This window comes from Ulvibacter sp. MAR_2010_11, assembly GCF_002813135.1.
Lineage (GTDB): Bacteria > Bacteroidota > Bacteroidia > Flavobacteriales > Flavobacteriaceae > Altibacter.
Map to the genome: position 1 here is coordinate 1,171,709 of NZ_PHTY01000001.1, position 20,972 is coordinate 1,192,680.

19 protein-coding genes and 1 tRNA gene are annotated in these 20,972 nt (G+C 40.4%); 6 read left to right on the forward strand and 14 right to left on the reverse strand.

The features are described from left to right. Positions 1-38 precede the first annotated feature (38 nt). The 6 genes from ATE92_RS05540 to ATE92_RS05565 form a co-directional block, all read right to left on the reverse strand. Positions 39-2,201: a prolyl oligopeptidase family protein gene (locus ATE92_RS05540; protein WP_100802759.1), complete on the reverse strand. Its 2,163-nt coding sequence runs from the start codon at positions 2,199-2,201 to the stop codon at positions 39-41. Between the two features lie 96 nt (positions 2,202-2,297). Next, positions 2,298-2,675, reverse strand: coding sequence for a DoxX family membrane protein (locus ATE92_RS05545; RefSeq protein ID WP_100802760.1), 378 nt, complete (start codon positions 2,673-2,675; stop codon positions 2,298-2,300). A 105-nt stretch (positions 2,676-2,780) separates the two neighbouring features. Then, complete coding sequence (locus ATE92_RS05550; protein WP_100802761.1) at positions 2,781-3,770, reverse strand: aspartate-semialdehyde dehydrogenase; 990 nt, start codon at positions 3,768-3,770, stop codon at positions 2,781-2,783. Positions 3,771-3,906: 136 nt separating this feature from the next. Continuing rightward, positions 3,907-4,317 carry a large conductance mechanosensitive channel protein MscL gene (mscL, locus tag ATE92_RS05555; protein ID WP_100802762.1) on the reverse strand — a complete coding sequence of 137 codons (411 nt, stop codon included), beginning with the start codon at positions 4,315-4,317 and terminating at the stop codon, positions 3,907-3,909. An 81-nt stretch (positions 4,318-4,398) separates the two neighbouring features. Continuing rightward, positions 4,399-5,508, reverse strand: coding sequence for an alanine racemase (gene alr, locus ATE92_RS05560; protein ID WP_100802763.1), 1,110 nt, complete (start codon positions 5,506-5,508; stop codon positions 4,399-4,401). 2 nt (positions 5,509-5,510) lie between these two features. Next, the gene (locus tag ATE92_RS05565; RefSeq protein WP_100802764.1) at positions 5,511-6,149 is read right to left on the reverse strand and encodes a thymidine kinase; all 639 of its coding nucleotides are present in this window, start codon (positions 6,147-6,149) and stop codon (positions 5,511-5,513) included. A 190-nt stretch (positions 6,150-6,339) separates the two neighbouring features. On the opposite strand from ATE92_RS05565, the gene ATE92_RS05570 reads away from it, so the two are divergent. Both ATE92_RS05570 and rsmI read left to right on the forward strand, forming a co-directional pair. Beyond that, entirely contained in the window at positions 6,340-7,095 is a 756-nt protein-coding gene (locus ATE92_RS05570) for a hypothetical protein (protein WP_100802765.1), read from the forward strand. A 4-nt stretch (positions 7,096-7,099) separates the two neighbouring features. After that, a complete protein-coding gene (rsmI, locus tag ATE92_RS05575) occupies positions 7,100-7,771 on the forward strand; it encodes a 16S rRNA (cytidine(1402)-2'-O)-methyltransferase (protein ID WP_100802766.1) in 672 nt (223 codons plus the stop codon). Between the two features lie 344 nt (positions 7,772-8,115). On the opposite strand, the gene ATE92_RS05585 is transcribed toward rsmI, so the two are convergent. Together ATE92_RS05585 and ATE92_RS05590 are read right to left on the reverse strand one after the other, a co-directional pair. Further along, positions 8,116-8,706 carry a carboxymuconolactone decarboxylase family protein gene (locus tag ATE92_RS05585; protein ID WP_100802767.1) on the reverse strand — a complete coding sequence of 197 codons (591 nt, stop codon included), beginning with the start codon at positions 8,704-8,706 and terminating at the stop codon, positions 8,116-8,118. Between the two features lie 79 nt (positions 8,707-8,785). Beyond that, on the reverse strand, positions 8,786-10,402 hold the full coding sequence (locus ATE92_RS05590) for a T9SS type A sorting domain-containing protein (protein ID WP_100802768.1): 1,617 nt from the start codon (positions 10,400-10,402) through the stop codon (positions 8,786-8,788). Between the two features lie 71 nt (positions 10,403-10,473). On the opposite strand from ATE92_RS05590, the gene recJ reads away from it, so the two are divergent. Continuing rightward, the gene (recJ, locus tag ATE92_RS05595) at positions 10,474-12,165 is read left to right on the forward strand and encodes a single-stranded-DNA-specific exonuclease RecJ (RefSeq protein ID WP_100802769.1); all 1,692 of its coding nucleotides are present in this window, start codon (positions 10,474-10,476) and stop codon (positions 12,163-12,165) included. Here the strand turns inward: recJ and ATE92_RS05600 are convergent. Then, complete coding sequence (locus ATE92_RS05600) at positions 12,155-12,913, reverse strand: UDP-2,3-diacylglucosamine diphosphatase (protein WP_100802770.1); 759 nt, start codon at positions 12,911-12,913, stop codon at positions 12,155-12,157. The two genes, recJ and ATE92_RS05600, sit on opposite strands and share 11 nt — an antisense overlap. 52 nt (positions 12,914-12,965) lie before the next feature. Further along, positions 12,966-13,415, reverse strand: coding sequence for a 6-carboxytetrahydropterin synthase (locus tag ATE92_RS05605; protein ID WP_100802771.1), 450 nt, complete (start codon positions 13,413-13,415; stop codon positions 12,966-12,968). Between the two features lie 99 nt (positions 13,416-13,514). Here ATE92_RS05605 and ATE92_RS05610 point away from each other — a divergent pair, with 99 nt between their 5' ends. After that, a complete protein-coding gene (locus ATE92_RS05610) occupies positions 13,515-14,156 on the forward strand; it encodes a 2OG-Fe(II) oxygenase (protein ID WP_100802772.1) in 642 nt (213 codons plus the stop codon). Between the two features lie 122 nt (positions 14,157-14,278). Here ATE92_RS05610 and ATE92_RS05615 read toward each other — a convergent pair whose 3' ends face one another. Continuing rightward, positions 14,279-15,613: an MATE family efflux transporter gene (locus tag ATE92_RS05615; protein WP_100802773.1), complete on the reverse strand. Its 1,335-nt coding sequence runs from the start codon at positions 15,611-15,613 to the stop codon at positions 14,279-14,281. 77 nt (positions 15,614-15,690) lie between these two features. Then, the gene (locus tag ATE92_RS05620; protein ID WP_100802774.1) at positions 15,691-16,200 is read right to left on the reverse strand and encodes a GNAT family N-acetyltransferase; all 510 of its coding nucleotides are present in this window, start codon (positions 16,198-16,200) and stop codon (positions 15,691-15,693) included. Positions 16,201-16,274: 74 nt separating this feature from the next. Here ATE92_RS05620 and ATE92_RS05625 point away from each other — a divergent pair, with 74 nt between their 5' ends. Both ATE92_RS05625 and ATE92_RS05630 read left to right on the forward strand, forming a co-directional pair. Then, positions 16,275-17,069, forward strand: coding sequence for a universal stress protein (locus tag ATE92_RS05625; protein WP_100802775.1), 795 nt, complete (start codon positions 16,275-16,277; stop codon positions 17,067-17,069). 33 nt (positions 17,070-17,102) lie between these two features. After that, positions 17,103-17,176 (forward strand) — tRNA-Ala (locus ATE92_RS05630). A 199-nt stretch (positions 17,177-17,375) separates the two neighbouring features. On the opposite strand, the gene ATE92_RS05635 is transcribed toward ATE92_RS05630, so the two are convergent. Further along, positions 17,376-18,200 (reverse strand): S9 family peptidase, encoded by an 825-nt coding sequence (locus ATE92_RS05635; RefSeq protein WP_100802776.1) that lies wholly within the window; start codon positions 18,198-18,200, stop codon positions 17,376-17,378. 1 nt (position 18,201) lies between these two features. After that, positions 18,202-20,931 (reverse strand): PD-(D/E)XK nuclease family protein, encoded by a 2,730-nt coding sequence (locus ATE92_RS05640; RefSeq protein ID WP_100802777.1) that lies wholly within the window; start codon positions 20,929-20,931, stop codon positions 18,202-18,204. Positions 20,932-20,972 lie beyond the last annotated feature (41 nt).

The following is a 20,972-nucleotide window of genomic DNA, read 5'->3' on the forward strand; positions in this document are numbered from 1 at the left end:
ATTCCCGACAACCTTTTTCGCAGATTTTTAGTTTTTAGTTATTCTTTGACGCCTTTGTTAATTTTTTCAGGCAGTACTTCGTACCCCATATTGTAAAGAGTAAACCCGAAAATATCGGCATATTGTTCGATACTTTTGGTTACGGGAGTTCCTGCGCCGTGACCTGCATCTACTTCAACACGAATAAGCACCGGATTTGGACCCGATTGTTTTTCCTGAAGTTCGGCAGCGTACTTAAAACTATGTGCCGGTACTACGCGATCGTCATGATCTCCGGTGGTTATCAGAGTTGCCGGATAAGCCACGCCTGCTTTTACATTGTGTACGGGGGAATATCCTTTAAGATATTCGAACATTTCCTTATTGTCTTCCGCAGTACCATAATCATAGGCCCATCCTGCTCCCGCAGTAAAGGTGTGATATCGCAACATGTCCATAACTCCAACAGCGGGCAAGGCAACTTTCATTAAATCTGGTCGCTGCGTCATAGCGGCACCCACTAATAATCCTCCATTGGAACCTCCACGCACTGCAAGATAATCGCTTGAGGTGTATTTGTTTTCAATTAAATATTCGGCAGCAGCAATAAAATCGTCAAATACGTTCTGTTTCTGCATTTTGGTACCGGAATCATGCCATTTCTTGCCATATTCTCCTCCTCCGCGAAGATTTGGGACTGCGTAAATTCCGCCTTGTTCCATCCAAACGGCATTGGTAATACTAAAGCTCGGTGTTAAACTGATGTTGAATCCGCCGTAACCGTATAGAATCGTCGGATTTTTGCCGTCCAACTTGAGTCCTTTTTTATGTGTGATAATCATTGGAATTTTAGTTCCGTCTTTAGAATTATAAAAAACCTGCTTGCTTTCATATTCTTCCGGATTAAAATCGATAGTTGACTTTCTGAATAATTCCGATTTCCCTGAGGCAATGTTGTATTTATAGATTGTACCCGGAGTTACATAATTTGAAAAGGAATAGTACAATTCTTTTTCCTCTTTTTTGGCTCCAAATCCGCCCGCACTACCAATTCCGGGAAGTTGTACCTCTCGAATCAACTTTCCGTTATAATCGTATTGCAATACTTTTGAAACGGCATCGACCATATATTCAGTAAAGAAATTGCCACCGGCTTTATTGGCACTAAGAACATTTTCAGTTTCAGGAATAAGATCAACCCAGTTTTCGGGGGTAGGATTTGCAGCATCCACAGTGACAATCTTTTTGTTAGGCGCATTGAGGTTGGTCACCAAATACAGTTTAGAACCAACATTGTCTATTATATTAGTATCGCTGTCGTTATGATTTAAAACCGTGACAAACTTGCTGTTGGGCTTGGTAAGGTCTTTTATAAATAATTTATTCCCGGAAGTAGAAACACTGGCTGTTACCACCAAATATGAGTTATCATCGGTAACATAACCCCCAACATAGCGATGTTTTTCGGCTGGAATTCCACCAAAAATCAGTGCATCTTCCTTCTGCTTTGTACCTAATTTGTGATAGTACAGTTTATGCTGATCGGTTTTCGCAGAAAGTTCGCTTCCCTTGGGCTTGTCGTAGCTGGAATAATAGAATCCTTCATTAGCTTTCCATGAAAGTCCGCTAAATTTCACATCGACGATTGTATCTTCAATTATTTTTTTGGTTTCGGTGTTCATCACCAATACTTTTCTCCAATCGCTTCCGCCGTCCGATATGCTATATGCTGCAAGTTTTCCGTCTTCAGAAAAACTTAACCCATCCATAGAGATAGTTCCGTCTTCCTTAAAAGTATTAGGGTCTAAAAAGATTTCGGCAGTGGCAGGATCTTCCCCTGTTTTATAGCGATATACCGCAAATTGATTTTGCAAGCCGTCGTTTTTATAAAAATAAGTGTAATCTCCTTCCTTAAAGGGAGGTCCTACTTTTTCGTAATTCCAAAGAGATGATAAGCGTTCTTTTAACTCGTCCCGAAAAGGGATTTTATCAAGATAGCCAAAGGTAACTTCATTTTGAGACTTTACCCACGACTCGGTTTCGGCACTTCTATCGTCTTCTAACCAGCGGTACGGATCTTGAACATCGACCCCAAAATAATTGTCTACGGTATCTACTTTCTGCGTTTTAGGATAGGTCACAGCAATAGGTTCTTTTTTTAATTCTTCTTTACAAGCCATAAGTGTGAATGCAATAAAGAATGGAATGATAAGTTTTTTCATTTTTCTGAATTGATTAGGAGCCGCAAATGTAGTAAAATCTACTTTCTCAACGGGTTATACTGTTACTAGAACGGCAAGAAAGTAGTATTTGATATCTCAATACTGAAAAAGAGAACGGTATGCTTTCCAGTACTTGAAAATTAAAATACCGTTTAGCACAGCGATCACGATGGCCACCCATACATCTGAAACATCTAAAAAAAGGTGAAACAACAGTATATTTAATGAGAGTGGAGCCAAAACAATAAGTGCAAATGGCACCCATTTTCTGAAGATAAGCAGCAGAGCTACACATATTTCAAAAACGGCAACCGTATAAAAAATATACCCTGAAGCTTTTAAGGTTTCAATAAAATTGGCGCCGGCGGGAGACATTTCAAACAAGAGCATAAAATCGAAGAACTTATTCAAGCCAAAAAGCAAGAGAATAAGTCCGAGGATAATTCGAAGGATTTTAGTAAAAGTTGAATTCATAGAGAGGTTGATTAGTGTTAAACAACTAAATATAATGAAAATAAAAAACCCAGCCACATTAGTTTGCAGCTGAGTTTCGGTATAAGATTCTTAAAGTTTACTTTTTTAAACCAATCCTGTGGCAACAAGGTATTCGGCTATCTGAATGGCATTGGTAGCCGCCCCTTTGCGTAAATTATCACTAACTATCCACATATTTAAAGTGTTGGGCTGGGTTTCGTCCCTGCGAATACGTCCTACAAAGACATCGTCCTTATCATGGGCATACATGGGCATGGGATAAGTGTTGGTATCGGGGTTGTCTTGTAGCGTAATCCCGGGAACCGATTGTAAAAGTCTACGCACCTCACTTAAATCGAAATCGTTCAAAAATTCAACATTAACAGCTTCGCTATGTCCGCCGGCAGTGGGAATACGAACCGCAGTTGCAGTTACCGAAAAAGTACGATCGTCCAATATTTTTTGTGGTTCTCTGGCTAATTTCATCTCTTCTTTGGTATAGCCATTGGCTTCAAAAACATCGCAATGGGGTAATGCGTTTTTATGAATAGGATACGGATAGGCCATTTCTCCTTTAATGCCTTTTATTTCATTTTCCAGCTGTTGCACTGCTTTCACACCTGTACCGGATACCGATTGATAGGTTGAAACTACCACACGTTTCATTTTGTATTTTTTATGAAGCGGCGCCAAAGCCATTACCATTTGTATAGTTGAGCAGTTCGGGTTGGCAATAATTTTATCCTGCTTGGTTAAAGCAGCTGCGTTTATTTCTGGGACAACTAATTTTTTGGAAGGGTCCATCCGCCAGGCCGATGAATTGTCTATTACTGTTGTGCCGGCTTCAGCAAATTTAGGAGCCCACTCCAGGGAAGTTGCCCCTCCGGCAGAGAAAATGGCAATGTCAGGTCTAGCAGCAACAGCGTCTTCTAAGCTCACAATTTTGTATGCTTGGCCTTTAAAGGAAAGCTCTTTGCCAACCGATTTTTCAGAAGCAACAGGGATTAATTGAGACACAGGGAAGTTCCGTTCTTCCAGCAATTTTAACATGACAGTGCCCACCATTCCGGTTGCACCTATAACAGCTATTTTCATTAGAAATTCAATTAGGGCACAAAAATAGGATTTCGCAAGTTAAATTTTCAGAATAAAAAGCAAAAAAAGACCCTCACTTGTAATTACAAGCGAGGGTTTAGTTAAAATAAGTAGTGCAGCGGTCGCTACGATGCTTTTATTTTTTTCTCAATTCGTCACGAATTTCAACCAATAATTCTTCGGTAGTTGGTCCGGCAGGTGCTGCTGGAGCCTCTTCAACCGGCTTTTTGGTTTTATTGTAAGCTTTCACAATCATGAATAATACAAATCCAACAATCACTAAATTAATGATAGCATTTACCCATTTTCCCCACATGATGGCGTTCTCCGGTTTTTCAACAGATCCATCGGCAGCTACAACTGCTTCTGCAAGTACCACTTTTAAGTCGGAAAAGTCAACTCCTCCGGTAAAATGACCCACAATCGGCATCATGATATCGTTAGTAAATCCTGCGACAACAGCACCTACTGCTCCGGCAAGAATAACAGCAACCGCTAAATCGATAACGTTGCCGGTCATAATAAAATTCTTAAATTCTTTTAACATGTTTTGATGGGTTTAATAGTTAATTGACAGCAATTTAAGTAAAAAGAGTTGTTTTCGTCCAATTAGAATGCGCGCATAGCATTATTTTCGACAAACAACCCGCTTTACTCGTTGAGAAATCGCCGTAAGTAATTCGTAGGGGATAGAATTTATAGCTTCTGAAAGGGTTTCAGCAGTACTAGTTTCGCCAAAAACAATAGCTTCATCTCCTTCTTCACAGCTAATATGTGTAATATCCACCATGATCATATCCATACAAACGTTTCCAACAATGGGTGCTTTGGCCCCGTTAATTAGTACCCAGCCAACCCCTTTCCCAAAGGCACGACTTATACCATCTGCATGTCCAATAGGCAGGGTAGCTGTTCTCGTAGTTTCGCGAGCCTTAAAACCCATGTTGTAGCCCACATTTTCGCCTTCTTTAATGGTGTGAATTTGCGAAATTACCGTTTTAAGCGTGGCAACCGGCTTTAGATTTATGTTTTCTGAAGGGTTGTTCCCGAAACCATACAATCCTATTCCGGTACGCACCATATCGAATTGTGCTTCGGGATAGTTTAATATCCCTGATGTGTTTACCGTATGCAACAAGGGCTTGTAACCAAGCTGCCGAATTATCGCCTCTGAAATATTTCGGAATTCATCAATTTGTGCTATCGTAAAATTTCTTTCAGCCTCATCTTCACTTGCTGCGAGATGTGAAAACACCGACTTCACCGAGACACTTTCGGTTCTTGAAAGTGTTTCAATTATTTTGGGAATATCCTCCTTTCTGAAGCCCAACCGATTCAATCCGGTATTAAATTTTAAATGAATGGGATAATTATGTTGCTTTTGGGATTCGGCATAATTGATAAAATCTTTCAGAATTTTATGCGAATAGACACTGGGTTCCATACAACGATTTACAATCAAATCGAAATTTACAGGTAGTGGATGCAGAACTAAGATCGGGGTTTCAATTCCCGCATTTCTCAACGTTTCACCTTCACCGGCATAGGCAACACCAAAATAGGCTACACCAAGAGTTGCCAATTCATTAGCGATAGCGACTGATTCGCTACCATAGCCAAATGCCTTAACGACAGCCAGCATTTTGGTATTCTTATCAACTTTGGAAGAAAGATAGTTGTAGTTGTGCCGAAGCGCGTTAAGATCTATCTCTAAAAGGGTTTCTGTGGCTTTTGGCATGCTCAGACTTGCTTTTTTGGCTGAATTTCTTCGGGGTCTTTTACCTCTATTTTATTCACCTTTTCCCGAAGCATGGCCTTAAAATAAGCTGCTCTGCTCAAAGGTTCGTATTCGTCGGTTTCACCCAGAAGGACAAGGTCATCGCTTTTTGCCTTACGGTAGCTGTAATTGGCAAGATTTCCTGTTCGGGTGCAAACCGCATGAACTTTAGTTACATATTCGGCAGTGGCCATCAAAGCAGGCATGGGTCCAAAAGGATTTCCTTTAAAGTCCATATCGAGGCCCGCAACAATTACTCTAACACCCCGGTTAGCGAGATCGTTACACACCTTTACAATTTCATCGTCAAAAAACTGAGCTTCATCAATACCCACCACATCACAATTATCGGCCAGAATAGGAATATTGGCTGCTGCGGGAACTGGGGTCGATCTAATTTCGTTGCTGTCATGAGAAACCACTTTGTCCTCATCGTAGCGAACATCTACGTTGGGCTTAAAGATTTCGACGCGTTGGCGTGCAAACTTGGCACGCTTTAAACGCCTAATAAGCTCTTCGGTTTTTCCCGAAAACATAGAACCGCAGATAACTTCTATCCAGCCAAATTGTTCTTTTTGATTTACGGTATTTTCGAGAAACATAGGATGTATTTATACGTAACTTGCTGCTTTATTTTTCAGCCTTAGGTAACAACGTGCTCAATAAAAGCTACACTGTTTCAGTAAATCCTGCTATATAACACAAGAAAACAGAATTAATTGACGTTTTACATAAAGGTTGCGTAAATTTATAAAAACAAAATAGAGCAAACCGCGAATAATTTCAAAAATTATGAAAAAGAAACTCCGCTCACAAATAAGAGCCCTGGCAACTCAAATTCTTTCGGAAGACAATCCCGATACGGCAAACATGAAGCAAAATGCGAGAGAATTGTACGAGCAACTAATCACCTTGGAATATCTTGAATCTCAACTTGACAATTCCGAAGACATTTTGGAAGAAGAAGCCCTCGATTCGAAAAGTTTTAGAGAAGAAAATTGGTTCAAGGAGCCCGAACCGGTCCCACAACCGGAGAACAAGGAAGAATTAATTGAACCGCTTATTGAAAAAATAAAAGACATTGTAGCGCAAATGCCGAAAGAATCGGAGCGTGTTGACGCTTTGCTGGAAGAGGTAATTCCGAAGCAAAAATATATCAAAAACGATTTGGAAGAATTTGCGGCATCCTATCAGCAAACGCCTACTTTCGAGCGAAAGGAGCCTAGTAAAGGAGGTGAAATTCCTCGAAAGACACATAACCTGGTAGTTGACATAGGAGCACCAACGGACAAACCTAAATCCTTGAACGATGCAGTTCCGCAAGGGCTAAACATTGGACTGAACGATCGACTGGCTTTTATAAAGCATTTGTTCGATGGTAAATCTGAAGACTACACACGGGTTTTATCACAAATTAGCACCATGAATTCGTACGATGCTGCCGCAACCTTTATTAAAGGCAAAGTAAAACCCGACTATAATTACTGGTTGAATAAAGAAGAATATTCCGAACGTTTTTTGACACTGATCGAAAAAAGTTTTAATTAGGCGTATGGGGAAATTATATCTCGTTCCAACACCCATTGGAAACCTAAAAGATATGACTTTTCGGGCGGTGGAAATATTGCAAGAGGTGGATCTTATTCTCGCTGAAGACACGCGCACCAGCGGAAAATTGCTGAAGCATTATGGGATTACTACTCAAATGAATTCCCACCACATGCACAATGAGCATAAAACTACCGATTCACTTGTAAAAAGAATTTTCTCCGGAGAGAATATTGCACTCATAAGTGATGCAGGAACTCCAGCCATTAGTGATCCGGGATTTTTGTTGACAAGAGCCTGTGTGGACGCAGGAGTCGAAGTAGATTGCCTCCCGGGGGCAACTGCCTTTGTACCGGCTTTGGTGAACAGCGGCTTACCTAATGATAAATTTGTTTTTGAAGGCTTTTTACCTGTAAAGAAGGGCAGACAAACCCGACTTCAATTATTGTCGGAAGAGAGTCGAACAATTATTTTTTATGAATCGCCTCACAAATTGCTAAAGACATTGGCACAATTTGTTGAATTTTTTGGAGCGGACCGAAGTATTTCTGTTTCAAGAGAAATTAGCAAGTTGCATGAAGAAACCGTTAGAGGAACTGTCGCCGAAGTGTTACAACGTTTTGAGTCCAAACCCCCAAAAGGTGAAATCGTGATAGTTGTTGGCGGAAAAAAATAAACGGAAAGTTTTAGAAAATTAAAACAGAAAAAAGGTATTAATTTTCTAAAACAACCACCATTGTCAATGGGAACTTCATGTATTTATACCTCTAAAAATCTAACAACCCGCCCGTACCGAACGGTACGTTCGGGCGGGTCTAAGAATCTAATAGTCTAAATATGTTTTCCCTTCTCCCAACCGTGCTTCCCCAAATATTGGTTTCCACTTTCTACAGCACCCTCATGCACAAATATTAACGGAAAGTTTTAGAAAATTAAAACAGAAAAAGGTGTTAATTTTCTAAAACAACCACCATTATCAATGGGAACGTTCTGTATCTAAAAATCCAACGATCCAATAATCTAAATATGTTTTCCCTTCTCCCAACCGTGCTTCCCCAAATATTGATTGCCACTCTCCTCGGCTCCTTCTTCAATAGAAGTTCCCATTGAGTCGTTCCAGCGGTTGAGGTAGCCAAAGAGTGAAATTACCCCCAACATTTCAACAATTTCGCCTTCGTTCCAATGTTTATACAATGCTGTTTTGATGTTTTCATCTACAGCATTGGGAACCATCGAAGCAGCGAGAGAAAAGTCCAGGGCTGCGCGTTCTGCATCACTAAAAGCGGAGTGTGTTCGGTATTCCCAGATATTGTCCAGTTGTTCCTGTTCGGCACCGTAGCGTTCGGCTGCGCGAATGGCGTGTGCCTGACAGTATCTGCAGCCAGTGGCATTGCTACTTACCCACGCAATCATTCGTTTTAAGGCTGAAGTCACTCTGCCTTCATTAGCCATCACCGCCTTGTTCAAATTTATAAATGCCTTGCTAATAGCGGGGCGTCGCTGCATGGTGAGCACGCTGTTAGGACAAAAGCCAAGGGTTTCGTTGAAAAATTCGGCTAATTGTTGGGTTTCGGGGTCGTGATCGGCTGATAAAGGAGTAACTAATGGCATAGGGATTCAATTTTATTCTGAACTCTCGAAAATACAACTTCAGAAAATCAAAAACCAGTAAATGCTTGGTAAAAGCAGGTCAATTTTTTATGAGCCGTGTAATGAAGTTTGAAGCTTTCAGAAAATACATTCCGCTTTGTGCAGTTGAAATATCAATTAAGGTCTGCTGTCCTTCCAAAGTTCCGTGCTGAATAATTTTTCCTGAAATATCACTTACCTGAAAGGGAATAGTATCAACTTCGGTTAATGTGTACATAAGGTTGAAAATCCCTTCCGAAGGATTTGGGTGCACTTTAAAGCCTTCAAAAGAAAATTCATTTACATCCAGTACATTGTTGTTATAGCGAACCAAAAAAATGTCCTCGAAGCCGGTATACCACCATGTAGCACCCACCCCCAGAATTTTACCATCTTCCTGAATAATGGTGTCTAAATCATAGAACTCCAAAATATTACTATCATCAAACGAAGTATCCAAAAAACCATCTGAAAAATAGCGATGCAACTTATAAACAGAACCCTCAAAACAATCGGGGAAGACACCTTGAACCAGTAATCTGCCATTTTCCTGATGAAATATTTTTTTGATTGTGTAATTTACGGCTGAGAGCCAAACTGTCCCGTTATTTCCAAAAGTAGTATCCTGTATACCGTTATTCGAAAAACGCGATAAAAACGCTTGAAAAGTTGGGTTTGAACCCGCCTCACAAGCACCAATACTTCCGCCAATTACAATTTTGCCATCTGCGGTTATATCAAATCCTGCACTCATATAATCATCATCGCTTACCATTTCAAAATTTTGAATTGCAAAGCCATTGTTGCCGAAATTCGTGTCTAAATAACCGGTTGCTAAGAATTTTAGTAATATAGTTTGAGTAAAATCTTCAAGATCTCTGGACCCAAGGACCATTAGCTCGTTATTATCAAGTACCTTTACTTCCCTAAGGTAAAAAAAGCCATCAGGGTTATTGGAAATTGCATAACCATTGTCGCCAAAAGAGAGGTCCAAAGTCCCATCGGGATGGTAACGTGCAAATGTTATGGAGGTGTCACTATTGGTCAAACCAACAAGTAGTATTGCATCGTCATCCAATATTAGCATTTCATTTACAACCCAGTCTTGATAATTTATGGACAGCACACCATTTGTTGCAAAGGTTGTGTCAAGATCTCCTGAAGCAAGATAACGAACCACTATAAAATTGCGGTTGGGGGAAATTCCAACTATCCCGCTGGCGATAATTTTTCCATCATTTTGAAGTGCCACTCCACTATAACGATTATAACCATCACCGTAATCTGTAAAAACCATTCCATCGACACCAAAAGTAGTGTCGATATCTCCGTTGGACAAGAAACGAATCACTAAGGGCTCTATCTCCGATACGGGATGAGCGGAAGCTCCCACAACCACCAATTTGCCATCATCCTGCTCAACTACAGCATATCCAAGGTCGGACTCAGCATTAAAATTAGTGACTACAATACCGTTATCTCCATAAGTAGTATCCAAAGTTCCATCTTGAGAAAACCCGAGAAATGGTATGACTCCCAACAAAATTAATAAGACTGTAAATTTATAGATCATAACATCCAGATTAGGTGACACAGAGCTTCTAAAGGGCATTCCTTTAGCATCTTCAAAAGGGGAGTAGCAGCTAAAATACGAAATAATCTTTTTTAGAATGCTCATATGGAGCAGTAATAATTCTAAAATAATCGTATTTTTATAGTCAGCTCCCCAATTAATCCTTTCTATTATACATGCGTTGGATACTAAAACCCAAACCGGCTCCTCAAAAAATTGAGCAGTTATCGAATGCCCTTGGAGTTGAACCTATTATCGCTTCTTTGTTGCTTCAGCGGGGCATCGAAACTTTTGAAGAAGCCAAAGAATTCTTTCGTCCAAGTCTGGACAATCTTCACAGTCCGTTTTTGATGCAGGACATGGACAAAGCCGTTGCCCGAATTGAAACTGCGATCGCTTCCGAAGAAAACATCTTAATTTACGGCGATTACGATGTAGACGGCACCACCAGTGTTGCGCTGCTTTCTTCTTATTTAAAATCCTATTACCCGAATGTGGCAACCTATATTCCCGATCGATACGATGAAGGATACGGCATTTCTTATAAAGGAATAGACTTTGCAGCCGACAACGATTTTTCACTGATTATTGCACTCGATTGTGGAATTAAAGCTATTGATAAGGTAAGTTATGCTTCCGAAAAGGGGATCGACTTTATTATTTGTGATCACCACAGGCCGGGACCCGAACTACCAAAAGCCGTTGCTGTTTTAGACCCGAAACGCGAAGATTGCAATTATCCCTATAAAGAATTGTGCGGGTGTGGCGTCGGATTTAAATTGGTGCAGGCGCTTTCAGAAAAAAGAGGTTTGGGGATGAACGATTTATTATTGTATTTAGATCTGGTGGCGACCGCAATTGGGGCCGACATCGTTCCTATTACAGGCGAAAACAGGATATTGGCACACTACGGCCTCAAAGTAATTAATTCGAATCCACGTATTGGAATTAAAGCGATTCTGAAACAAGTAAAAAAAGAAACCCTCACCATTACCGATGTGGTTTTTATCATAGCGCCACGTATTAATGCTGCGGGGAGAATGAAGCATGGCAATCATGCTGTTTCATTACTTACTGAAACCGATGCAGATGAAGCCATTGCCTGGGCTGCAGAAATTGAGCAGTACAACTCAGACAGAAAAGAAGCCGATCAACAAATTACCGAAGAAGCCCTTCAGAAAATAATAGAAAATGGGGAAGAGCAACGTATGACAACGGTTGTTTATGACGCAAATTGGCATAAGGGTGTGATCGGAATTGTCGCATCCCGTCTTACTGAAACCTATTATCGCCCTACCTTGGTTTTTACCAAAAGCGGAGAAAAACTGGCTGCTTCGGCACGATCGGTAAAGGATTTTGATGTGTACAATGCATTGGAAGCCTGTGCCGAACATATTGAACAGTTTGGAGGGCATAAGTACGCCGCCGGACTTACCTTGTTTGAAAAGGATTTTGAAAAATTTAAAGCCGAATTTGAAAAGGTGGTTTCAGAAACCATAGATCCGAAGCTGCTAACACCCGAATTAAGAATCGATGCCGAAATCAATTTCAGTGATATCACGCCGAAACTTTACCGAATTTTGAAGCAATTTGCACCCTTTGGGCCGGGAAATTTGGCTCCGGTGTTTTTGTCTCAGAATGTGAAAGACACGGGCTGGGGGAAATGTGTGGGTGAAGACAAGTCGCATTTACGATTGACCATGCAGCAGGGAAATTCGGGACAATTTGTGGGTATCGGCTTCGGATTGGGAAACAAACAAGACATTGCTTGTAACAAGGCGCCATTTAAAGTTGTGTACGCCATCGAGGAGAATGAATGGCAGGGAAATGTGAGCCTTCAGCTAAAAATTAAAGATCTTAAGGAGTAAATTCTTTCAATTCAAATTTCTCACCGTCGAAGACACCATAGGTATAATGATGAATCCAATCGCCTAAATTGAAGTAAGTCGATTTCTCGCCCACCTGAATTTCCATGGGAAAGTGTCTGTGCCCGAATATAAAATAATCGTAATGCTGCGTTTCCAGCTTTCGCTTGGCGTATTGTGCGAGCCACTCGTTTTCTTCTCCCAAAAATTTTCGATCCTCATCTCCCGAAATTAATTTGTTTTTTACTGAAAGATAGTGCGCCAACCGCATCCCATGTTCGGGATGAAACCATCGGAAGCACCATTTAAAAAACGGATTGGTAAAGACCTTTTTCATACGCTTATAACCCTTGTCGCCGGGACCTTTCCCGTCGCCATGTCCTATAAAGAATGTCTTGTTGTTAAAGGTAAATTCTTTGGGTTCCCGAAAGGTGGGGATGTTTAGTTCCTTTTCAAAATAATCCCGCATCCACAGATCGTGATTTCCCACAAAAAAATAGATGGGAATGCCGCTGTCACTAATTTCAGCTAGCTTACCGAGCACGCGCACAAAACCTTTTGGGACAACGGTTTTATATTCGAACCAGAAATCGAACAAATCTCCCAATAGAAAAATGGCGGCGGCATCCTGTTTTACGATATCGAGCCATGCGACAAATTTCTTTTCACGCGGCAGACTTTCGGCGGGAGAGGGTGCGCCAAGATGATTATCGCTGGAGAAGTAAACTTTTTTTCCTTGCGGGATTTGCATGTTTCAAATATATAGAAAAAGACCCTTTAACGGATGCATATGACACTTCGAATTAATTTTCGGAAGCAAACCATTCGGCATAGCTTGTAGCAGTTTCCTGAAGCTTTAACGAATGCAGTTGGATATTCTTGGGCAAACGGGCTTTAATTTTTCCGGCAAAATCGATTACCATCATCTCACTCGTAGGCTGATAGTTCACCAATAACACACTATGACCTCTATCCGATAATTCTTTCGCCAATTCAACATGAGGGGTGTTTTTATTGAAAACAGTCGCATGGTCAAACACATCGACAATTTCTTCCTTTACAATTTTCTTTAAGTCCCCAAAATCGATGACCATCCCAAATTTCACATGAGAGGTATCACTAATAGGATTGCCAACCACTGTCACCGAGAGTTTGTAGCTGTGACCGTGGACGTTGCGGCATTTTCCGTCGTAGCCATAGAGGGCATGGCCGGTTTCAAAAGAGAATTGCTTTGTGATACGAATGTTGCTCATACGTTTAAATTGATAGGTAAAGATACGGTATTTAGAAAAATCATATTTTATAACAACCAATAGTTTTCTGAAGTATATTTGCTGACTTTTTTAAATAGTATGATAATCGAACAGGAACTTTTTGAACAACTGGATTTTGCTGAAAATCCTTTATTTGAAACGATTATTACCAATTTATTGGAACAAAAGTTTGCTGTTATCGATCATTTTTATGACGAAGCAGAAGTTGTTGCCTTGCGCAATGCTTTGCTGGAGCGCCACCGAACCATCGGATTTAAAAAATCGGCTGTAGGGAATTGGACAAATGAGGAAATCGACAAAAGCATTCGGGGAGATTTTATTTCCTGGATAGATGAAAGCAAAATAACATTGGCCGAAGAATTGTTTTTCAAGAAGATAAATTCGCTCGTTACCTACCTGAATAAAACCTGTTTTATGGGAATTTTTCAGAAGGAATTCCATTATGCCTTGTATCCTACCGGCACTTTTTACAAGCGACATCTTGACACCTTCGCCAACGACGATCGGCGGAAATTGTCCATCGTTTGTTATTTGAATGAAGCCAACTGGCCCAAAGAGAATGGGGGAGAGCTTACACTTTATCTTCCCAACGAAACCTTAGACCTTCTTCCCTTACCAGGGAGAATGGTTATTTTTGAAAGTCAGGTGATCGAGCACGAGGTGAAACCGGTAAAAGCTTCGGAGCGATTGAGTATTACGGGATGGTTAAAAACCCGCTAATTAGCGTTTCTTTATTTTTTTGTAGATCACCACAATAATAAGTAGAATTCCCAAGACCAGAAAGAGACCTGTTCCGCCTAAAAAACGTAGAATATCCATTGTAATTTTTATTGTAAATGTATTTATTTTTCCATTAAGGGGATGTATTTCCTTTTGAATTTGATAAGTAAAGCAATGGCCCGATAGCTTATCCACACCAATATAGCAAGCCAGATCCCGATGAGTCCCCAATCCATATAATGAGCGAGATACAAGACAGGAATAAAGCCTATGAGAGTCGCGCCCAGCAGTACATTTCGCAAATAGGCCATTTCTCCCAACCCTTTAAACAAGGCATCGAATGTAAAGGCCAGCGCGTTTATGGGCTGACTTATTAATACCATAAAGAACATGCCGTAGAAAATAGTGAGTACCTCCATGTCTTTGTTGAATAACAATCCCAGAGGTTTATAAAAAATAATACCTGCAAGTACCAGCAAACCGGCGACTCCCAAATTATAGAGATTTACGCGTTTGGTAAGTTTATAAAGAGAAGTGTAATCTTTGGCGCCCAAAAGTTTTCCGCCAAGTATATTTCCGGCGGCTCCGTACCCGTCTATAAAAAAGGCAGTGAACAGCCAGATGTTTATCGCAATGGCGTGCGCGGCAATATATTCTTTCCCTAAACCTGTGGCTTGTCTTACAGCCAATAACAAGGCAATATTTAAGGCTAGAGAGCGGACAAACAGGTTGAAACTCATAGAAACGAGGCGGTGAATTTCGGGATGTATTGGGAAGCGTAATCGCAGAGAAACCTGAGTTTTTTTCAAGAGGAAAATTAATGCCAATAAAGCCATTAGTGCCTGCGAAATTAAACTCGCCCATGCAGCACCTTTAATTCCCATGGCAGGAATGTAATCTTCAATTCCGTAGACAAATGCAATGTCAAGACCTATGTTTACCAGGGCTCCTGAGGCTGCAATAATCATGGGCCAAAAGGTGTTTTGCAGCCCTCTGAATAATCCAAAAACAGCAAAGGTGAATAAGGTTAACGGAAAACCCCATACGCGAATGTTATAATAGTCTATGCTATAGGAAAGGATAAGTCCGTCGGCATTTAAAAACGAGAAGATTTCTTCCACAAAAAAGTAGGTGGAAAAGAGAACGATAAAGCTAAGTAGGATATTGAAATAAATGGCTTGCGCCGGGAAATTTTGCAACTCACTGATTTTTCCTGCACCCAGATTTTGTGAAACAATGGCCGAAATGGCACTGCGACTTTGCGCCAAAATCCAGATTAGCATGGAGAGAAAAGAGCCTACAATTCCAACAGCGGCCAATGCCTCAGTGCCAAATTCAGGGATGTTTCCTACAATTGCGGCATCGGTACTGGAAAGAACAGGCTCGGCAATACCCGATAAAATTGCAGGAATTGCGAGTTGTTGAATACGCTTAAAGGAGATGTTGGTTTTTTCCATTGGGCGTTACAAAAGTAGAAAAAACGAATGGGTCATTGGGAAGAAATCTATTGGTTTTAGTGATGTTCCGGTAAGAACTATTGATGCGACAAAACCAACTCGTAACAATAAAATGGATGTTGACTTTGCTTCGGAAAGAAAATATTTCCTAAACGCTGATAGCCTCTTGCTTCATAAAATTTTTGATTGCGCAGATTTTGACTGAAAGTGTCCAATCTAATAGAGGCTTTATTATTTTCTCTACCAAGTTTTTCGGCAAAATCCATCAGGAGTCTGGCGCAGCCACGTCCCTGAAATTGTGGATTCACCGCCAGTCTGTGAATGTAATAATGAGCGCTATCTTTGGTGAGCCATGTAATATCGTCGTATTCCGCATCTTTTACAGAAGAAATTACAATGCAGCCTACAATTTCTTCAGCATGGAGAAGGACATACAATTCGTTTCGGACCATATCTTTTTGAAATGCTTCCTTGTTGGGATAGAATTCGTTCCATTGAAAAATATTTTCAGAAACCATTTTAGCGGCACAGGCGCGGGTAATTGTTATAATTTTCTCAATTTCTGAGGGTTTCGCATGCCTAATCATATATAATGAATTAATTTTGCACTGGATTGCGGATAACAGCAAGACGAATTTAATATAAAAGAATAGAAATAACGATGAAAAATATATTGGTTCCCATAGGATCTTCAGAGAACTCGGCCAGTAATCTGCAATACGCCATCGACCTAGCCAAGGCTATTGATGCGAATGTATATGTAGTTTCGGTATTTCAGGAATTATCGAAGGTAGCCGGGCTTTCAAAGGTGAATACTATTTTAAAGGAAGACACCGAACATCTTTTAGAAGAGATTGTTACAAAAGTAGACAAGAAAGGAGTTTCGGTAATTGCACATCCTATAAAGGGGGAAATACTGGAAGGAATTAACCGTGTAAATAGACAGATTCCTATAGACCTTATGGTGCTTGCACCACGGAGTAATTCGATTAAAGAAGAAGTATTTTTAGGGAAAACTTCCGGGAAGTTATTGAAACACACCAATATTCCTATACTAATCGTTCCCGAAGGCGCCAAATTCACAAAGCCCAAGACAATGTTGATGGCGTTTAAGAACGGAAATTTTGAAAAGGACTTTATCTTGGAACCGATAAGGAAATTTGTAAGAATGTTTAAGACCGAGGTACATGTATTGCACGTGGAAACACCGGAAAGTACAGATGAGCTGATGCAGGTTACCGACAATTTAAAAGAGATTCAATCTTCCTATACAATTGCCAGAAATGCAACTACATTTCAAGGAGTTTTAGAACACTTTCAGCATTTTCACCCTGATATGTTATGTGTAGTGCGAAGAAAACGCGGATTCTTTAAAAAGCTGTGGGAGAAAAACGAGATTATGAAAAGAGAATTTCACACAAGTAAACCTTTGTTGGTTTTACCTGTACAAGAATAAATTTTTATTATATTCGCAACTTCAATGCCAAAAGGGGGATTAGCTCAGCTGGCTAGAGCGCTACGCTGGCAGCGTAGAGGTCATCGGTTCGACTCCGATATTCTCCACATCAAGCAGGAAATCCGTACTGAAGTACGGATTTTTTTATTTCAGAGAAACCGAAGCTTGCTTTGAGTTTCGAATGAAATAAGAAAAATCGGCTCTGCAAGATCGATTTCCTATTTGCAGCAGGGCGCTATTTTTCGGACGAGCGCAGCTACTCCGATATTCTCCACAGGAGAAGGCAATGCGAAAGCATTGCTTTTTTTATTTCAGGAAATCAACAGTGGAATCAACTGCTTTTTTAAGCAAGGGAGGCATAACATGTGTTTCCCACGGATGTGATGCACCAAAAACGTGGTCTGCACCTTCAATAATTTCCAGTTTGCTATGTGGATTCCAACTGTGTAACAATTCAGCTTCTTTTACCGGCACGGTCCCATCCTCGCCGCCATGAACGAGCAACAATGGTTTTGTGAGGTTTTGAGCAGCACGCTTAATGGTTAGCCGTTCTTCATTCGCCATAAAATCTTCATAGAATTGCCAATCGTGTGGCAGCTGTTGGTGCGTTCTACTGTTTTCTACATAGGTCCTACCCGTTTGTTTCCACAACTTAAAAGCTTCGGATCCTTCCTGAAACCGCACTTTAAAATCACTTACTCCCGCCCAGGTAACAACCTTATTAATGCGAGCATCTTCCGCAGCTTTCAGTAAGGCAATTGCGCCACCACGACTATGTCCTATTACATAAACCGAAGGTGGCTTTATTTCAGAAACTATAAAATTCAGCACCTTATCCAGATCGGACATCTCTTTCGAATAATTATTCTGTGCAAAGGCTTCCAAATCTGGGAAATCTATGGGCTGATCTACCGTACCTCCGTTATGAGAAAAGTTGAATTTTAAAAAATAGAAACCTGCTTCTGCAAAGGCCTTTGCAACCAAATGCCAGGCACCCCAATCTTTAAAGCCTTTGTAGCCATGACAAAATATCACCACCGGTTTCGCTTCAGGGGTGTCATTGTAATAAAAATCATAAACAACGGGTTTTGCACCGTCTTGTTGCAAGATATTATTTTGTTGCACAATCATATTATTCGATTTCTTTTTCGGTAAAGGGAATGGTAGGATTACAAATTTCGAGCAACAGTTTTTTAAGCTCTTCCGTAAAAGAATCTAAGGTTGCTTGTGTCACCAGCTGGTCTTTGGTCCTGCTCCCCGGCTTCTCTTTTGTGCCGAATTTTAAGAATCCGTTGTTGAGGTTTTTAAAAGAAATGATTCCGGCCTCTGCCGAAACTATGGGTACTGAACCGTTCATCATCAGGGCATAGGCTAAAACCTGAAACGCCTTGCTGTATTTATACTCTTCGGCAATAAGATTCCAGTCTACAATTTCCAGCTCACCCTGTTGCACCATGCCGGTTTTGTAGTCGACAATGCGAAGCACCCCATTGTACTCGTCTACTCTGTCTACTTTTCCTCCAATAGCAACAGGAAAGGAGAGGCCTTCAATAGGAATTTCTACTTTTAGATCGGTTTCAATCTGTATGATTTTAATTGTATTTCCGGCGGAAATTTCTGAAATTTCAAGATTGATAAAATTTGAAATATAGCGCTTGGCCACTTCAAAAATGATCAGATTTTTCCCTCTCGAAAAGTTGCCCTCTTTAAAGGTCCTTTTGAACTGTTTTGTAACTACTGTGTCTATTTGAGACTTGGCTTTCTGAAGCATTTCAACATTTAAAAAACTTCTTTCCCAGGGTTCATACAATTCCTGGAGCGAATCATGTACAATGGTTCCCAACGTATTGTATGCTACAGTCTCTTCCACCTCCTGAAATTCATTAATCTTCAAAATCTTTTGATAGTAAAAATCAATCGGATTTCGAATGTAACTCGTAAGCGCCGAGGGAGAAAACCCTTTTTGAGCAATCTCTTGTAATCGCTCCATAACAGCAGGAGTTTTTGCAATACTCCTAGGTGTTTTTGGTTCGAGGTATACCGGCGGATTTACAACAACTTTTTCGATAATATGATTCGTTTGCTTTTCGACTTCAAGTTGCAGGAGAAACCTGCTTTTTTCACCCGAATTTAAACCATCGGCATGCGAATTATACATAAATGTCGCCTGGGATGTTCGATGCAGCAAGCGATAAAAATGATAGGTGTAAATCGCATCTTTTTCGGTGTAGGAGGGAAGTCCGAATTGTTGTTTTAGATCGTACGTAATAAAAGAGGCATTCGATTTTCCTGAAGGTAATATGCCTTCATTTACAGAAAGCATGATGATATTTTCGAAATCCAATACCCTTGTTTCCAGAACACCCATTATTTGAAGTCCCTCATAGGCATCTCCTTCAAAGTCGAGGGAGGTTGTTGCGATTAACTCTACAAATAAACTATGAACCGTTTTTATTGTCTTGCTATGGGGAAAATTGGCGTTTAAGGCTTCAATTTCTTCGAAGACCGTAAATAGTTTATATAGCACAACTCTATCCAATGCTTGTTCCTGAAATTGATTTTTGGCTGTTAATATTAACTGAATACAAGACTGTAATGCTTTAGCACTCTCGTTATTCCAGGTCGAAAAAAGTAAGGCAATAATGGCTTCATTTTTTACTCCGCCCCACGACTGAAGCTGTTCCAAAGAAGTATAAGCAGTATTCTGTTGGGTGATCTTTGCGATTATTTCCTGAGGGTACTCCAGCAAATGGGAAGCCACAGGATGATTTAACAGTGTTAGGACATCTTTGTAATAGATTGCCTCAACCTCTTTTAAGTGAAAATGCAGTAGAGTTTCAAAAAAAACAGCGGTTGGGAAGGATTTTAAAGGTATTCCCATAGTAATATTGGCCTGGGAAACAGTTTTGGGCAAAGAATTAATTACAGGCAGTAATAAGGCCTCATCAGCTAGTACAACAGCGGTTTTGTTTAATTGTTCCGGAGTATATCCTGATAGTAGGTTGGCCAAATATTTGACCTGCCCCATATTTTTTTGAACCTCTACAAAGGTAAATTTCTTTTCGGTTTTAAAATTGTTTGCGTTTTGCTGAAAGGAGGTATGTTCGAAGGATTTCCACTCCTTTTGATACTGTCTTAGAAATAAGGAGGCACTGTGTTTAATGTCTTTGTAGAAGCGGGTGTCTGTGTCCCAAAACACTTCGGTATTACCGGTTTCCAGCAATTCCTGAATAATATGCTGTTCGGCATTATTTAGCGCGTTAAAACCAATGAAAACATGCCTTTTAGCGCCGTGTTGATGTATGTAATGTTCAATATCCTCGGAAGCTTTTCGATAGACCAATCCTTGATACCCGGAATCTTCGTGAAGCAAAAGTTCTTTTAATGTTTCATAAAAAAGAGGCAATTGACTCCAGAAATGCAGGTAACCTTCAATGAGAGGTGTTTTTTCGTCCTGTACGTTCCATTTCTCCAGGGTTTTTATACTGCCCAAATAACTGAAGAATGCCTTAGGCTCTACCAGATATCTGTCAATTTCGTTAAAGTCATTTAGGAGGGTTGTTGCCCAGGAAGTATATGTTTCGAAGCTTTCCTTTTCTGAAATGCCTTCAGTCTTGAGGTAGGCGTCATAACTTTTAAAGAGAAGCTCGGTACTACTGATAATTCGCAGATCGGAGAGTGTTTCGATAAACTCTTCAATACTAATAATTGTGGGAGCAAATTCAGTTTTGACTGCAGAATTCCGAAGGTAATTTTTTAAGAAACCACCGGCTCTTTTACTGGGAAGTACAAGGATTAGTTCGGCAAGATTCCCGTGTTTATTTTTAAGGGTATGTAAAGTCTCTTCGAGGAATGTTTGCATACCGCTAAAATAAAAAACGCCTCCGTAAAAGGAGGCGTTTC

Coding starts and splice junctions, on each gene's coding strand:
- ATE92_RS05540 (WP_100802759.1), bottom strand. CDS start 2,201: ATGAAAAAACTTATCATTCCATTCTTTATTGCATTCACACTTATGGCT.
- ATE92_RS05545 (WP_100802760.1), bottom strand. CDS start 2,675: ATGAATTCAACTTTTACTAAAATCCTTCGAATTATCCTCGGACTTATT.
- ATE92_RS05550 (WP_100802761.1), bottom strand. CDS start 3,770: ATGAAAATAGCTGTTATAGGTGCAACCGGAATGGTGGGCACTGTCATG.
- mscL (WP_100802762.1), bottom strand. CDS start 4,317: ATGTTAAAAGAATTTAAGAATTTTATTATGACCGGCAACGTTATCGAT.
- alr (WP_100802763.1), bottom strand. CDS start 5,508: ATGCCAAAAGCCACAGAAACCCTTTTAGAGATAGATCTTAACGCGCTT.
- ATE92_RS05565 (WP_100802764.1), bottom strand. CDS start 6,149: ATGTTTCTCGAAAATACCGTAAATCAAAAAGAACAATTTGGCTGGATA.
- ATE92_RS05570 (WP_100802765.1), top strand. CDS start 6,340: ATGAAAAAGAAACTCCGCTCACAAATAAGAGCCCTGGCAACTCAAATT.
- rsmI (WP_100802766.1), top strand. CDS start 7,100: ATGGGGAAATTATATCTCGTTCCAACACCCATTGGAAACCTAAAAGAT.
- ATE92_RS05585 (WP_100802767.1), bottom strand. CDS start 8,706: ATGCCATTAGTTACTCCTTTATCAGCCGATCACGACCCCGAAACCCAA.
- ATE92_RS05590 (WP_100802768.1), bottom strand. CDS start 10,402: ATGAGCATTCTAAAAAAGATTATTTCGTATTTTAGCTGCTACTCCCCT.
- recJ (WP_100802769.1), top strand. CDS start 10,474: ATGCGTTGGATACTAAAACCCAAACCGGCTCCTCAAAAAATTGAGCAG.
- ATE92_RS05600 (WP_100802770.1), bottom strand. CDS start 12,913: ATGCAAATCCCGCAAGGAAAAAAAGTTTACTTCTCCAGCGATAATCAT.
- ATE92_RS05605 (WP_100802771.1), bottom strand. CDS start 13,415: ATGAGCAACATTCGTATCACAAAGCAATTCTCTTTTGAAACCGGCCAT.
- ATE92_RS05610 (WP_100802772.1), top strand. CDS start 13,515: ATGATAATCGAACAGGAACTTTTTGAACAACTGGATTTTGCTGAAAAT.
- ATE92_RS05615 (WP_100802773.1), bottom strand. CDS start 15,613: ATGGAAAAAACCAACATCTCCTTTAAGCGTATTCAACAACTCGCAATT.
- ATE92_RS05620 (WP_100802774.1), bottom strand. CDS start 16,200: ATGATTAGGCATGCGAAACCCTCAGAAATTGAGAAAATTATAACAATT.
- ATE92_RS05625 (WP_100802775.1), top strand. CDS start 16,275: ATGAAAAATATATTGGTTCCCATAGGATCTTCAGAGAACTCGGCCAGT.
- ATE92_RS05635 (WP_100802776.1), bottom strand. CDS start 18,200: ATGATTGTGCAACAAAATAATATCTTGCAACAAGACGGTGCAAAACCC.
- ATE92_RS05640 (WP_100802777.1), bottom strand. CDS start 20,931: ATGCAAACATTCCTCGAAGAGACTTTACATACCCTTAAAAATAAACAC.